The sequence below is a fragment of the Patescibacteria group bacterium genome (genome assembly GCA_018900835.1).
GTDB lineage: Bacteria > Patescibacteriota > Minisyncoccia > Minisyncoccales > PEYH01 > PEYH01.
Genome location: JAHIFQ010000004.1, coordinates 1 through 13,225, shown reverse-complemented (window position 1 = coordinate 13,225; position 13,225 = coordinate 1). Strand labels below are relative to the sequence as shown.

General features: G+C 36.8%; 16 protein-coding genes and 1 tRNA gene. 2 read left to right on the top strand and 15 right to left on the bottom strand.

The features are described from left to right. Nucleotides 1–125: 125 nt before the first annotated feature. Together KJ562_00375 and KJ562_00370 are read right to left on the bottom strand one after the other, a co-directional pair. A complete protein-coding gene (locus tag KJ562_00375) occupies nt 126–626 on the bottom strand; it encodes a hypothetical protein (protein ID MBU3964180.1) in 501 nt (166 codons plus the stop codon). A 216-nt stretch (nt 627–842) separates the two neighbouring features. Further along, nucleotides 843–1,058 carry a hypothetical protein gene (locus KJ562_00370; protein ID MBU3964179.1) on the bottom strand — a complete coding sequence of 72 codons (216 nt, stop codon included), beginning with the start codon at nt 1,056–1,058 and terminating at the stop codon, nt 843–845. A 138-nt stretch (nt 1,059–1,196) separates the two neighbouring features. On the opposite strand from KJ562_00370, the gene KJ562_00365 reads away from it, so the two are divergent. Together KJ562_00365 and KJ562_00360 are read left to right on the top strand one after the other, a co-directional pair. Then, nucleotides 1,197–1,565, top strand: a complete 369-nt coding sequence (locus tag KJ562_00365; GenBank protein ID MBU3964178.1) for a type II toxin-antitoxin system RelE/ParE family toxin — start codon at nt 1,197–1,199, stop codon at nt 1,563–1,565. Next, a complete protein-coding gene (locus KJ562_00360) occupies nt 1,558–1,842 on the top strand; it encodes a helix-turn-helix domain-containing protein (protein MBU3964177.1) in 285 nt (94 codons plus the stop codon). The genes KJ562_00365 and KJ562_00360 overlap by 8 nt, the downstream gene beginning before the upstream one ends. A 124-nt stretch (nt 1,843–1,966) precedes the next feature. Here the strand turns inward: KJ562_00360 and KJ562_00355 are convergent, their stop codons facing one another. The 13 genes from KJ562_00355 to KJ562_00295 form a co-directional block, all read right to left on the bottom strand. Then, nucleotides 1,967–2,404 carry a hypothetical protein gene (locus KJ562_00355; GenBank protein ID MBU3964176.1) on the bottom strand — a complete coding sequence of 146 codons (438 nt, stop codon included), beginning with the start codon at nt 2,402–2,404 and terminating at the stop codon, nt 1,967–1,969. A gap of 136 nt (nt 2,405–2,540) precedes the next feature. Then, nucleotides 2,541–2,735: a hypothetical protein gene (locus tag KJ562_00350; protein ID MBU3964175.1), complete on the bottom strand. Its 195-nt coding sequence runs from the start codon at nt 2,733–2,735 to the stop codon at nt 2,541–2,543. Nucleotides 2,736–2,879: 144 nt separating this feature from the next. Beyond that, nucleotides 2,880–3,554 (bottom strand): DUF3800 domain-containing protein, encoded by a 675-nt coding sequence (locus tag KJ562_00345; protein ID MBU3964174.1) that lies wholly within the window; start codon nt 3,552–3,554, stop codon nt 2,880–2,882. Nucleotides 3,555–3,632: 78 nt separating this feature from the next. Further along, nucleotides 3,633–4,010 (bottom strand): TraR/DksA C4-type zinc finger protein, encoded by a 378-nt coding sequence (locus KJ562_00340; GenBank protein ID MBU3964173.1) that lies wholly within the window; start codon nt 4,008–4,010, stop codon nt 3,633–3,635. Nucleotides 4,011–4,049: 39 nt separating this feature from the next. Further along, complete coding sequence (locus KJ562_00335) at nt 4,050–4,418, bottom strand: N-acetylmuramoyl-L-alanine amidase (protein MBU3964172.1); 369 nt, start codon at nt 4,416–4,418, stop codon at nt 4,050–4,052. Next, the gene (locus KJ562_00330; protein ID MBU3964171.1) at nt 4,372–7,056 is read right to left on the bottom strand and encodes a hypothetical protein; all 2,685 of its coding nucleotides are present in this window, start codon (nt 7,054–7,056) and stop codon (nt 4,372–4,374) included. Before KJ562_00330 ends, KJ562_00335 begins: the two co-directional genes overlap by 47 nt. A 97-nt stretch (nt 7,057–7,153) precedes the next feature. Continuing rightward, entirely contained in the window at nt 7,154–9,256 is a 2,103-nt protein-coding gene (locus KJ562_00325; GenBank protein ID MBU3964170.1) for a polyribonucleotide nucleotidyltransferase, read from the bottom strand. 27 nt (nt 9,257–9,283) lie between these two features. Further along, nucleotides 9,284–9,793 (bottom strand): NYN domain-containing protein, encoded by a 510-nt coding sequence (locus tag KJ562_00320; protein MBU3964169.1) that lies wholly within the window; start codon nt 9,791–9,793, stop codon nt 9,284–9,286. Beyond that, entirely contained in the window at nt 9,790–10,059 is a 270-nt protein-coding gene (gene rpsO / locus KJ562_00315) for a 30S ribosomal protein S15 (protein ID MBU3964168.1), read from the bottom strand. The genes KJ562_00320 and rpsO overlap by 4 nt, the downstream gene beginning before the upstream one ends. 551 nt (nt 10,060–10,610) lie before the next feature. Continuing rightward, nucleotides 10,611–10,683 (bottom strand) — tRNA-Lys (locus KJ562_00310). Nucleotides 10,684–10,726: 43 nt separating this feature from the next. After that, the gene (locus tag KJ562_00305) at nt 10,727–11,377 is read right to left on the bottom strand and encodes a hypothetical protein (GenBank protein ID MBU3964167.1); all 651 of its coding nucleotides are present in this window, start codon (nt 11,375–11,377) and stop codon (nt 10,727–10,729) included. Continuing rightward, nucleotides 11,374–12,036 (bottom strand): hypothetical protein, encoded by a 663-nt coding sequence (locus tag KJ562_00300; protein ID MBU3964166.1) that lies wholly within the window; start codon nt 12,034–12,036, stop codon nt 11,374–11,376. The genes KJ562_00305 and KJ562_00300 overlap by 4 nt, the downstream gene beginning before the upstream one ends. 267 nt (nt 12,037–12,303) lie before the next feature. Continuing rightward, the coding region (locus KJ562_00295) for a hypothetical protein (protein MBU3964165.1) at nt 12,304–13,225 on the bottom strand (922 nt) is incomplete at its 5' end.

Sequence of the window (13,225 nt, the reverse complement as noted above, 5' to 3'; positions counted from 1 at the left end):
TAGGGTTGTTGTTTGAGAGAGAAAAATAGACCTGATGTCGTTTTCAACACTATTATATTGAAGCGCGTCCAATGTCTGTGTGCCTACTTTTTTATACCAATTGCGATTGCGGATTTTAACAGAATTTATTGGGGATTTATGTATCTATAACAAAGATTTTCTTTTATCTTCTGCTCCTGTATCATCTCACAAATAGATATATCTTGCTTGGCTCGAGCAATGCGCAAATAACAAAGATCTTTTTTGTTCTGTCCATGCATTCCCTCACAAAGAGATATGTCTTCCTTGACTTGAGCTACATTTAAATAACAGTCATCTTTCCTCTCTTGATCCTGTATATTCTCACAAATTGAGATATCTTGCTTGGCTTGAGCTACATTTAAATAACAGTCATTTTTTACCCACTGCTCCTGTATCATCTCACAAATAGACATGTCTTGCTTGGCTTGAGCGGCACCCAAATAACAATAATCTTTCAATTTCTGTCCCTGTATTTCGTCGCAAGCTTTCTCGTCCGTCGGGAACATTACGGGAGCTGTTTTATTCTTAATAAGAAGTATTAAAAAAATTAAAATTGCCAATACTACAATGGCGACTATCGCGATCAATAATGTTTTATTTTTCATAAATATATTTTATTAATTTTATTCCTCTAATTTTTTATAGTATATCATGTTTGTTTCTGCCAGTCATCAAATGAAAAAAACGGTGATGAGAAAATGATGAAATAGAAAAATGGTGTCAGGTCTATTTTCCAATTAATTTTACTTCAGTCCTATAAAAGTGGTGTCAATTCTATTTTTCAATCAATTTTGCTTCATCCTTATGCCCGATTATTTCCGCTATAGGAAGAAGTTGTGTTTTAGAGAACACTTTGAATGTTTTGTGACGACAGTTGATTCCTCTACCGCTTTGTCGGGCAAGCCCACAATCTCAAAACTCCTTAATCCATAAGAAATATCTGATTCAACCTCAATGATTTGGGTTTCCAAACCGACAACAGCTCCGGAGAATATTTTGGAAGACATATTGTTGTTTATTGATTTATCTTGTTTCATATTATCTTAATTCTCCAAATTTAAAAACCCAGAAATGGGTTTTGGGAAAATAATAAGGATAATACTATACCTTAAATATTAGTTGAGTTATCCACAGCAGATACTTGACGCATATAGCATATATGCTATAAAGAGAATATGACATATTTAGGGGACCATAGGATCTATTACTATATTGATTCTAAAGGAAAGGAAGTCGTGAAAGAATACATTGATAAACTGTCTAAAAAAGAACAGGTAAAAGTTTTTACATATTTAGAATTATTAAAAGATAAGAAGGGATATTTGGATGAACCGTATTCAAAACACATTAAAGGGAAAATTAGAGAGTTGAGAGTTGGTTTTTCCAAAAATCATCATAGAATATTTTATTTTACATTTGTTAGCAAAAAAATTATTCTTTTACACGCGTTTTTAAAGAAAACAAGCAAAACACCAAAAAAAGAAATTATTAAAGCCGAAAAAAATTATAGAGATTTTTTAATAAATAATAATAAATATGACTAAATTAACTAATTACGAAAAACATTTTAGGGCCAAGATGAAAGATAAGAATTTCAACAAGGGATATAAACAAGAATGTCATCGTCTTGAAGTTGCTTATAAGATTGTCCAATTGAGAGCGAAGAAACACTTATCACAACAGGGATTAGCTAAAAAGATTGGCACAACTCAAAGCGTTATTGCTAGAATGGAAGCAGGGCGGCAGAATTTTACTACTGATAATCTTCAGAGAATTGCCTCAGTATTTAACAAAAGGATTAAAATAGAATTTGTTAGCTAAAAAAGTCGCTATAACAAAAAAAAGAGAAACCGCCTTTCTTAAACACAAAAACCCAGTGATGGGTTTTTGGTTGTTGACAAGAGAGAGAAAGTGGAATTAGCGCTATTTTCCACTATGCCTTTTTTTATTTTTTCCAATTTAATAAGCTCTTACCGCTTTCTACTCTGGGCATGAGTTTTTTAGTAAACCAATAAAATAAAAGGGTGGTTATTCCTGAACTCACTAAGAAAATTGCAAATGTTTTGGCAAGGTCAGTGGCACTTGCGCCTGTCCTCATTATCCAAACTATCAAAATAGTATACATTACTGGAACACTAAAATTTATCAAGAAAAACCAAATTGCCGACAAGCGAAGAAATTTTTGTTTTTCTTCGATGACATATCCTCTCTTTTTGAAATACCATAAAGAGCCAGACACTGATAATAGAATAATAAATATGGTAAATATGAGCTTTAATAAATATGGCCAGGAGGGAAAAATAATCTGCGTCCCTAACATATAAAGAAAAAAGGAATAAGAGATGTGCATTGATGCTAATTTGCCAGTGGGTATTTTTGGCATATATACAGTTTATTAATATTTGTTCCATTTTGACAAAAAAGACGCATATTGTCAAAGTTGCGTTAAGTTTATTTTTCAATCAATTCTACTTCAACCCTATGCCCGATTATTTCTTCTACCGGGAGGAGTTTTGTTTTCAAGAACACTTTGAATGTTTTGTGATGACAGTCGACTCCTCTACCGCTTTGTCGGGCAAGCCCACAATCTCAAAACTCCTTAATCCATAAGAAATATCTGATTCAACCTCAATGATTTGGGTTTCCAGACCGACAACTGCTCCGGAGAATATTTTGGAAGACATATTGTTGTTTATTGATTTATCTTGTTTCATATTATCTTAATTCTCCAAATTTAAAAACCCAGCAGGGGTTTTTGTGTGGTATTTTGCGTGGGGACTTGACAATTATTTTGAGATTGCTATTATCATATTGAAGCGTGTCCCAGGTCTGGGCGCCCGCTTCTTTTTTTATTTAACCTAATATATCTTTTTCAACAACCTTTTTTCCATTATCTTTTTAAGATATGGATTCTTTTTGGTAAAACTATCTTTTATTGCACCACTAACTAAATCAGATAACTGCATTGCATTTACATATTCCGAATTAACATGAGTGACATGTTTTATCCTTTCGATTGTTTTAGTATTTATTTTGCCCTTGAGATAATCATTGAAATTCTCGAAGTTACCATCCAGTAGCCTTCTGTCGGTTCTATCTATAACTACTTCTACTCCGGTCATATCACACTTCTTAACAGCAAAACAGACTAATTTTGCAAGATTATATTCATCAAAGACATTGTGTAGCCTTTTATCACCCTTAACGGCAAATGTTCCCTTATATTTCCTTTTATCTATTAATCTATAAAATATTTTTATATCTAATTTGTTAATCATTTTAAGGAGGTCTTTGTATAGAATTAAAGGAATAATGGTGCTTTTTATTTCGTTCCTAAATCCATGTTTATTTTTAATTTCTAAAATCTTATTTTCTAGCAAAAATAATTCTCTTGAATTCAAACAAACTGCGGAGAGAATATAAAATAAACTCGCGCCAGTATAAATTTTATTCCCAGAGGAATCAATCTTATGAATCTTGCCTGGGTCTCCTGATTCGTCAACGAATATATAATTTCTTATATTAGTAGACATATATAATCATTGTATATTATTTTTTTCAAACACAAAAACCCATCGCTGGGTTTTTGTGTTTGGGAGATATATTTGTTTTTACGCCTTGCCTTTGCAGTCCACGCAAAATTGCGCTTCTGGGCAGGCCTCAAGCCGGTCCATGGAAATTCTTTTTCCGCATTTATTGCATTTTGCGTAAGTGCCTTTCTTTACTTTTGCCAACGCTAAATCTATGTTTTGAAGTTTGATTTCCATAGAATGCTCCACTGGAAGACGGTTCAAATATTCCTCCACTTCATCTTGGGCTATTTCCAGTTTTCCTCCTCCGGTTTCAGAACTGTCAAAATCAGGAAAAGAGGACTTCCAGTTGCCTTTTATTTTTTCATCTTTTTCAGCAAAAAGACTTAGCTCCTTTTGGAGAGCTTTTTTGTTTTCTTCTAACCGCACCCTTTGCTTTTCTATAAACTCTTTTTTCATTTTTCTATTTTTATTCTAAAGATTTAAATGTTTTTAATTTTATGAAATTTTGTTCCAATCAAAATTAGCAGGATCGTCTTGTCTATTGGCAGGAGATATGTCTTCGTGCCCGACGATATTTTTTAATGGAATCTTGTATTTATCAACCAAATAATCAACCAATTTAGACAGGGAATCATATTGGACTTCCGTTGGCGTATCATTTTTAGCGTATATCAACTCAACGCCGATAGAAAAATTATTTACGTTAGTTCTCCCATCAGGCATTTTACTGTTTCCTGCATGATATGCGACGGCCTTATCGGTGACTAGTTGGTATATGTCCCCATTACGGGCAATTAAATAGTGCGGAGCTACCCCGTTATGTTTTGTATTCTGCGATAACCCCCGATGTACTGTATGGATCACTTCCTATCGCGTCATATGAAGAATGGATGACGATTGTATCTATTGAGCGGGCGTTTTTGGGCGTATGGTAACCCCAAGAAACAATATTTTGGATAATTTTAGGGGCAGAGACAGAAGGCGGTTTATCCGAATTGATTGTGTTTGTTGGGGATAAAGATTTGTCGTCTATAATTTTAGTAATTACATTACAGCAAGTACTAAAGACAAGATGGCTGTCTATCGCTGCATAGCAGGCGCCGAAGCAGTCCGGAGCCGGGCTTAATGTCAAATACCGCAGGACATTATTCTTATAATTGTTTTCCTGAAAGTTTGCAATAGGCACCATATTTGTTTTAGCAAGAGAACTCCCAAACTGCCTGCTGTCTGTGATTAAAGTCGGTTCCCATGATTTCATTGTCGCCATAATTTCATTATCGCTTATATCTGTGGCGCTCTTGGCAACAAACCCAAAGACCGAATAATTTTCAGTTGGAAAAACAAAAAATGTGGCGTCTGATTCTATCTGGTCGTAGAGAGTGGAAGGAGGATTAAGTTGGAGCGCAGTGAGCATTTCAGAGACAGATAAGTATTTTTTCTCAACAGTATTTTCTATTAAAATCCTTGAAAATACATTTTTTTCAATAATTGTATTTTTAAGAATCTGCGAGACAAGCAATGCTACATCTGTTTGTTCAGATACTTTCAAAGGAAATGTTGTGTTTACAGGAATTAAGCTTGAGGATGGGACAAGTGGCTCGGTTGTTGTTCCATTAGAAGGTGTTGTGGTTGCTGGCGGAGTAGGCGTTTCTATCTGTGGCGGCATAGGCGCTTCTGGTTTTTCTCTCACCTTGGCATACCAATACCAAAAACCGATAATGCTGATTATAACAACAACAGCAATTCCAATAAGCAATAATCTTAATTTGGATTTTTTAACATCTCTTTCAGAAGGGAGATTCATCAAAGGCGGGTGTTGTGATGAGATTTGTGGAGTCGGGCCTTGTTGTTCGGTAGGCGGTTCAGGGATAGTCGCTCCCTGCCTGATTCTTTGGAGCAGTTGTTTTTCCTTGTTTTGGGTTTCTCTTTCCCTTACGGTCCTTAATTTTTTAAGCAATTCTTCCCTTCTTTGTTTTGCCTCAATTTTTGCTAACTCTTCCTTGGCTTGTTCCTGCTCTGTTAATTGCCCTGGGGCTGTCTTTTTCTCGCTTGGCTCTTCTATCGGAGCTTGCTTTTGGTCTTCATCTGTTTTTATGGGGGTCGGCGATTTATCTTCTTTTAATCTTTCGGATGCTGGTTTTTCTTCTAGATAGTCATCTTTTTCTATTTGCTCTTCCTGTGGCTTGATAGTCGGTTCTGGCCTATCTCTCGGGTCAAGAACTTCTTTTGGAACAATAATTCCTAATATCTGATTAATATCCTGGATTCTTTTTCTGTACTGATTTTCCTGTTCTAATATTTTCTGATATCTTACATTGATTCGGTTTTCTTCAAGGCGGATTTTGGTCTTGTCTTCTTCTACTATCCATCTTTCTTTTTCAATGCCTGAACGCATTTTTTCCAATTTCCATCTCTCCTGCTCTACTCTTTGTTTTTCCGTTTCGCTCGCTAATCGCTCTTCTTCTTGGATATAACTTAATTCTTTTTCCAGCTTTTGTTCTCTTATTATCACTTCTGCCAATTTTTCTTCTATTGCTTTTCTTTGCGATAAAATCTTTGCCTTAATAACATCATGCTCTACCTTTTCTTTTGCTAATTGGCTGATTTTTATTTCTATTTCTCTTTTTTCTTTGGCTTTCTCAATTTTTTCTATTTCTTGATTGACCAAGCCAATTTCCTGTTTAATCTTGGCTTCTTTTTGGGCGAGTTGATGGAAGCCGAATTCTATTTCTTTTAATTGTTTCTCAATTTGAAATTTTTTCTGCTCATAGTCCCACCTTTGTTTTTCTATGGTTTCTCTCTCTTGTTCTGCTAATTGTCTTTCCTGCTCCGCTTTTTTCTTTTGGCGTGGAGTAATCGCAGTTTTTTCAATGCCCTCAATAAATTTTATATTCTCCTCTATTTTCTTTTCGCTTTCTAAAATTGGCTCCAAGTCCTTTTCTATTTTTGCTTGGTCTTTGAGGTAATAACTTTGGTTTTCTTCAAGAGGGATTTTTTCATTTGGGATTTCTTTAAGCGCCTCCTGCAATCGCTCCAATTTTTCACGAAGCTCTTTCTCTGTTCTTTCTTTTGTCTGGGCATCTGCTTTTTCTTCTTGTTCAAGCGCTTTTTTAAAGTCCTCTTTTTCCATGCTCTGATTCACCATTTCTTCCCTTTTCTTTGCCCGTTTCTTGATTTCCTCCGCAATTATTTTTTCTTGGTCTGAAGCGCTTATTTCTTTCTTTTTTGGTTCTTCGGGCGCTTCCTCCACTGGTTCTTCGGGCTTTTTTTCTTCCTTTTTTTCTTTTGGCTCTTCTTTTTGTGGTTTTAGATTTTGTTGTTCCATGAGCTTCTGCGCCTCTGCTTGTTTTTGTCTTTCGCGGAACTGTTGAAGCAACTCTTGAATTTCCGCTTCAGCCAAAGCCAAATCCCACTCTCCTCGAGTGATGCCAGCTAAGTCCTTTTTCATTGTCCGGATTGCTTCAGGCGGGATATCTAGTTTTTCGTGGTTTGTTTCTGCCATGGGAATAAAAAATCACCAAACTTTTAACAAAGAAGGCACGGGTTTCCTAAATGAGATTTGGGGCTTTGAGTAAATAACATCTCGTGCCCAATATAAATTATATTTTTCCTCCTTTTTGAGCTTGGGCTTGCTTTTTGGAGAGATTGATTCTTCCTTGGTCGTCAACAGAAATCACTTTTACAGGTATTATGTCGCCAAGCTTCACCACATCATCTACTTTGTTGACGCGGGATTGTTCTAACTCTGATATATGAACCAAGCCGTCTTTGCCTGGCAGAATCTCCACAAACGCGCCGAAGTCAAGAATTTTTACAACCTTTCCCTGAAATATCTCGCCAACAACAACTTCGCGAGTGAGTCCTTCTACCCAGTCAATGGCTTTTTTTGCTGCCTCTTCTGATTCAGCAGAGATAAAGACATTGCCGTCATCTTCTATATCAATAGTCACTCCGCACACATCAATAATTTCGTTGATTACCTTTCCGCCTGTTCCGATTACAGCGCCTATTTTTTCTGGATTGATTTTAATTCTGAAAATCTTTGGAGCGTAAGGAGATAGATTCGGCTTTGGTTTGGCGATGGTCTTGTGAATAGCTTTTATTATCTGCTCTCTGGCATGTTTTGCTTTTTCAAGCGCTTCTTTTATTATGTTTAAATCTATACCATTTATTTTAACATCCATTTGAATTGCTGTAATCCCCTCAAGCGTCCCAGCAACCTTAAAGTCCATATCGCCAGAATGGTCCTCTGGTCCCTGTATGTCTGTTAACAAGCGATAATCATTGTCAGATTTAATCAAGCCAATCGCAATCCCTGCAGCTGTATTTTTAATCGGTACTCCAGCATCCATTAATGCCAACGAAGCAGCGCTTACCGAAGCCATTGAAGTGGACCCATTCGAAGAAAGAATTTCTGTTACTATTCTTATAGTATAGGGAAAATCTTCAAATTTGGGAATAAGTGGAAGCAGAGCTTTCTCCGCAAGCATTCCGTGTCCTATTTCTCTTCTGCCAGGACCTCTTAATGGTTTGACTTCTCCAGAGCAATAAGGTGGGAAATTATAGTGATGCATAAATCTTTGCTTTCCACTGATTTCCATTCCCTCAATCAACCGTTGGTCGCCCGGAGGACCGAGAGTAACGCTGGATAGCGCTTTGGTTGTTCCCCTTATGAAAACAGCTGAACCATGAGCCCTTGGCAGAATTTCAATCATAGAATCAATTTTTCGCACTTCGTCCAGTTTTCTGCCATCAGGCCTTTTTCCTTTTTCAAGAACGAGATTGTGGAGAATTTCGGTAAGTTCCTTTTCAATGAATCTCTTGGCTATTTCTATTTTCTCCTCTCCGAAATTTTCTTTTGTGAATTCAATAATTTCGTTTTCAAGAATCTGCATAGCCCTTTTGCTTTCAAGTGATAAGGGTTGGGTCATTGCGTCTTCTAATTTTTGAGAAAACGATTCCTTTAACTTTGCTGCTATTTCTAGATTAGATTCTTTTTCAATTTGAATTTTTTCTTTGCCTGCCTTAGCGATAATCTCTTTTTGAAAATCCAATATTTCTCCAAGATGCTTTTCAGCAAATTCAGTTGCTTCAAAAATTTCGTTTTCTTTTGCTTCGTTTGCTTGGGCTTCAATCATATTGATTACAGCATTCTTTCCTTGTTGAACTCCGCTTAGCATTATTTCCAAATGTCCCTTGCCCCTATCTTCGTAATTTGGATTTAAGATAAGGTTATTATCAACCTTCGCCACTCTTATTGGGGCGATTGGTCCATTCCATGGAATATCAGATATCCCGAGGGCCAATGAAGCAGCCATAACTCCAGGGATATCAGGGTCGTTTTCCTTGTCAAAAGAATAGCAGCTTACAATTATTTGAACTTCTCTTTTTAAATCATCTGGGAATAATGGTCTTATACACCTGTCAATCAGGCGGGATGTAAGGATTGATTCTTCAGATGGTCTGCCTTCTCTCCTCATAAATCTTGAACCTAATATTTTTCCAGTAGCGTAAAATTTTTCCTGGAACTCAACTGTCAAAGGAAAAAAATTAAGACCCTCCAAATCTTGGGGGGACATTGTGGCAGTTGCCATAACGAGCGTATCGCCCATTCTTACAAAAATACTACCATTTGCCTGCTCTGCTAAAGTATCTATCTCTACTTCAAAATTTTTGCCTCCTATTTCTTTATTAAATTTCATATTAGTCAAATTTTATTTTTAATCGATTCAAATTTTCTTAAGAAGATATTTTTTATAGTCCTTTTCAATGTCTATAAATTCGTCTGCTTCTTCTTTGATTTTTGAAGAAGTAGACCGGCCGAAAGCGATTACCTCAACCCTTTTTCCTTGGTTTTTCAGATATTCCAGAAAAGGAATAAAATCGCCGTCTCCAGAAACCAATATTATTACATCCGCAGAAGTAGATGCCCTGATGCCGTCAACCACTATTCCAACATCCCAGTCCGCTTTTTTGAGTCCTCCGTAATATTCCTGCAATTGTTTGACCCTGGTTTCAATACCTAAACCAGTGAGCGCCTCAAAGAATGGTTTTTCCTCTCCTGTCTTGGTTTGAACCACATAAGCAAAAGCGCGGACAAGCCGCCTTCCACTTATTGCCAATTTCAAAATTTCTTCAAAATTTACCTTAGAATGGTATAAGTTTTTTGCCGAGTAATACAAGTTTTGAGTGTCTATCAACACAACCACTCTTTGGTCTGGATGTTTTTGGCTTTTCATCGTTTCTTAAGGCCTATTTTTTTAATAAGGGCATTGTATCTCCTGACATTTTTTTGCTGGAGATACTTTAATAATCTCCGCCTTCTTGCAACCATCTGCAAAAGCCCTCTCTTAGAATGCAGGTCTTTTGGGTGCTTTTTAAGATGCGAAAGCAGGCGCTTGATTTCTGTGGTCAAAAGAGCGCACTGGACTTCTGGTGAGCCAGTGTCGGTCTTGTGCACCTCGTGCTCCTTGATAATTTTTTCTTTGTCTTTTTGTGTAAGCATAGTTTTTATATTGTATACGAAAATTTTTTAAAAAGCAACAGTTTAAAGAAAAAGTCCTCCGAAGAGGACTTAACAAAAGAGCAATTGGTTCTTTGCGAGAGACGCCACTGCTGACAGGTAAACAGTTGGCAGAACTGAAAGGGATTGCCAGCAGGGCGTCTTTGGTAAGGAGGTCGCACAAGGTCCACAAAGAACCTCTTGGAACCCTATGTCTAATTGTATTATATGGCTTGGTGTTTTTCGTGTCAAGGATTATTAAAAGGGAAAACGTTCTTAGCAGTGCTAAGAGCGTGTAAAACGAAATCAATTGACAATGAACAACTCCTTTTCTTTCTCGCCAACAAGTTGAGAGCTGGGGAGGGATTGACGCCTCCCCAAGCTACTCCGGGTGGTGAAAAAGATGAGGGGGTAATGCACGATGTTTAATACATTGTAATAATATATCAACTCAACGATTTTGTCAACAGCAAACCAGAAAATTACGAGACCCGGTCTCGTAATTTTTGTTTTTTATTTTTAACTTTTAATTTTTAACTTGAGCGTAGCGAATATGCCCCCACCAGGACTCGAACCTGGAACAACCCGCTTAAGAGGCGGACACTCTACCTGTTGAGTTACGGGGGCGGTTACAAAATGCAGGATTATTCTGGCAATTAAGAACTATCCCTCAAGTAAAATTAAATTGTTCAATCCAGGAAAGTATTCTATGCTTTAAATTTTCATTTAGAACTTGAATCTTTATTGTGCCCTTATATTTGTCTTGACTATATTTACGACTAGCCGAACCCTCCTTTTTTAAAATAGTTTTATTAAATTGATTTAAGGGGATATTTGTTACTCTCGACCAGTATTTTTGCATTTTTTTCTCATTTTGTCCAGTATGCAGATAAAGATACGCTCTTATTTTTTTGTTTGGCACTTCGCAAGTTTCTTGAAACCACTTCATCATAAATTTCACTAATTCAGGATCAGAATTACTGAACGCCAAGCCATGAGATTTATTTCCTTCGCCCCAATATAGGGCTGCGCCAGCTATCTTAAGTTCATAAGGAGTAAGAATATGAATTTCGTTCTCTGCCTTTTTCTGAATTCTTATTATTTCTTTTTGCCTTTTAAGGCAATTGGCTTTTGCGCCTTTCAGACGATTAGCATACCTCCCTCCATGGGATTTAATTTGTCGAGAGGTTAGTTCAATATCTCGGCACCATTTGCTAAGTGTAATTTTGTGAACAGGCACTTTCTTCTGAATTTCAGAATAAGCCCAACCTAACCTCCTTAGCTTTATAGCATTTTCTCTTAGTTGCCATAATTTTTTCATAACGATTGATATAATACTTTAATCCAAGTCATAATTCTGTGGCGCAAATCCTCGCTTCCAAATCTTATTCTAATTACTCCATTATCTAGAATATTTTTCCTATGACCCGTGCCTTCTGGTTTAATGTAACTTTTACCAAATTGAGATATGGGGATATTTGTAATTTCAGACCAATATTTTTTTATCTTTTTATCATTTTGATTGGCGTGGATGTTTAATCGTGCCTTTAATCTTTCAGGTTGTGCCTCACAAACCTGTTTAAGCCAGCGAACCATAAATTTTATTAGTTTTGGGTCTGAGTTGGTAATTTCTACGCCACCACTCTTACTGCCTTCGGCCCAATATAGCATTGCGCCGACTATCTTAAATTCATAAGGGGCAAGGGAGTGAATTTCTTTTTTTGCCTCAATTTTTATCTTGTGAATTTCTTTTTTTCTTTTCTTGGCTATGGCTTTTGGTCCAAGGATTATGATCCTTTGCAAATTTCTTTCTCGTTTTTTGTTTAACCTTTCTTTTTGTTCAGGTGTTAATTCAACACCCTGACACCAAAAACTAATGCTACTTTTAGTCACTGGCACCTTTTGCAGAATTTCATTATAGCTCAATCCTTGCTTCCTGAGGCACTGTACTATTCTTTTTTCGTTTGGTTTCGGTTTCATGCGAACGGGCTAATATATCTTTCTGTGCCCTTATATCTATTATAAGATTTTTAATGTGCAGAAGTCAATATGAACAGAAGCTTAAGAGTAGTGCGTCCCAGACATTTTTGCTCTGCCAATTGAGCTACGGGGGCAAAAAGAAAACAACAAAAATGCCTATTTTTTTTATCTTGATTTTAATTGAAAGTCAAATCTATCAAAGGATCAAGGGACTTAGTAGTCAATCCACAGCAGTCAATCCACACAATCCGCGCGAAACAATCCTTGTCATGGCTTACAAGTTATTTTTATTGTACCGTCTGCGGTGCACCAACCATTACACTCAAATTCACAAAACCAACCTCTGCTTCCAGTTTGCCAATTGGAGATAATTTTATCATTATTATCATCTGGGACACAATCCCCGCTTACAATAAGGTGATCTGAATCGCAAAATAGATAACCACTTATATAATCGTCGGAGTTATTAAATCCTTCTGTAATATACAGCTCTTTATTATACTGCGAACAAGCAGAGTTATTCCATCCAGATTCTGCGCAAACCGATTGTGAGCATCCCTTATTCGTGTCTGCGTTTAGATATGTACAGCCGCCAATGCCGCAACCGCGGAGAGAATAGCAAGTGTTGCCGGAAGTTTTGGTGATAGGGCAAGAGTTAATTGAACAGACCAAAGAGCTATACAATTTTATCCAGCCATTGCTACCACAGCTTACACTACAGCCATAGTAGCAGTCATCATTTATTAATTTGTATGCTTCGGGTTTCTGAGTGTCTATGCTGTAATTACAGCCATTTCCACAGCCATTGCAAGTGTTGCCGGACGATGTCCAGCTGGAATTGCGTTCTTTTTCATCGCATTGAGAATCAGCCCCACAATCTTTTTCGCATTTAGGAGGAGTTTCGCATCTGTCAGTATTATTAGCGTGACAATCTGGACAATTTTGGCCAATGCTAATATTTACTGGCTCTCCTTCTTTAGCATTGCCATCATTATCAAGACATCTCGCTAATACTGAATAAGACCCTCTTGAAGTAAAAGTATAATCCACAGAAGCAGTGCAGTCGTTGCATGGCGACTCGGAAAAATTCATATACTCAACAGGCGTATTATTAATTTTTAGAGCGCAAGCCAAAACTTCGCCATCATCTGAAACCATTGTAGAGAATCTTTTTCTTACATTTAACTGC

Excerpts from the sequence above, each read along its gene's own strand:
- KJ562_00305 (MBU3964167.1), bottom strand. The coding sequence starts at position 11,377 with ATGAAAAAATTATGGCAACTAAGAGAAAATGCTATAAAGCTAAGGAGG.
- KJ562_00330 (MBU3964171.1), bottom strand. The coding sequence starts at position 7,056 with ATGGCAGAAACAAACCACGAAAAACTAGATATCCCGCCTGAAGCAATC.
- KJ562_00340 (MBU3964173.1), bottom strand. The coding sequence starts at position 4,010 with ATGAAAAAAGAGTTTATAGAAAAGCAAAGGGTGCGGTTAGAAGAAAAC.
- KJ562_00370 (MBU3964179.1), bottom strand. The coding sequence starts at position 1,058 with ATGAAACAAGATAAATCAATAAACAACAATATGTCTTCCAAAATATTC.
- KJ562_00360 (MBU3964177.1), top strand. The coding sequence starts at position 1,558 with ATGACTAAATTAACTAATTACGAAAAACATTTTAGGGCCAAGATGAAA.
- KJ562_00325 (MBU3964170.1), bottom strand. The coding sequence starts at position 9,256 with ATGAAATTTAATAAAGAAATAGGAGGCAAAAATTTTGAAGTAGAGATA.
- KJ562_00365 (MBU3964178.1), top strand. The coding sequence starts at position 1,197 with ATGACATATTTAGGGGACCATAGGATCTATTACTATATTGATTCTAAA.
- KJ562_00350 (MBU3964175.1), bottom strand. The coding sequence starts at position 2,735 with ATGAAACAAGATAAATCAATAAACAACAATATGTCTTCCAAAATATTC.
- rpsO (MBU3964168.1), bottom strand. The coding sequence starts at position 10,059 with ATGCTTACACAAAAAGACAAAGAAAAAATTATCAAGGAGCACGAGGTG.
- KJ562_00300 (MBU3964166.1), bottom strand. The coding sequence starts at position 12,036 with ATGAAACCGAAACCAAACGAAAAAAGAATAGTACAGTGCCTCAGGAAG.
- KJ562_00345 (MBU3964174.1), bottom strand. The coding sequence starts at position 3,554 with ATGTCTACTAATATAAGAAATTATATATTCGTTGACGAATCAGGAGAC.
- KJ562_00355 (MBU3964176.1), bottom strand. The coding sequence starts at position 2,404 with ATGCCAAAAATACCCACTGGCAAATTAGCATCAATGCACATCTCTTAT.
- KJ562_00320 (MBU3964169.1), bottom strand. The coding sequence starts at position 9,793 with ATGAAAAGCCAAAAACATCCAGACCAAAGAGTGGTTGTGTTGATAGAC.
- KJ562_00375 (MBU3964180.1), bottom strand. The coding sequence starts at position 626 with ATGAAAAATAAAACATTATTGATCGCGATAGTCGCCATTGTAGTATTG.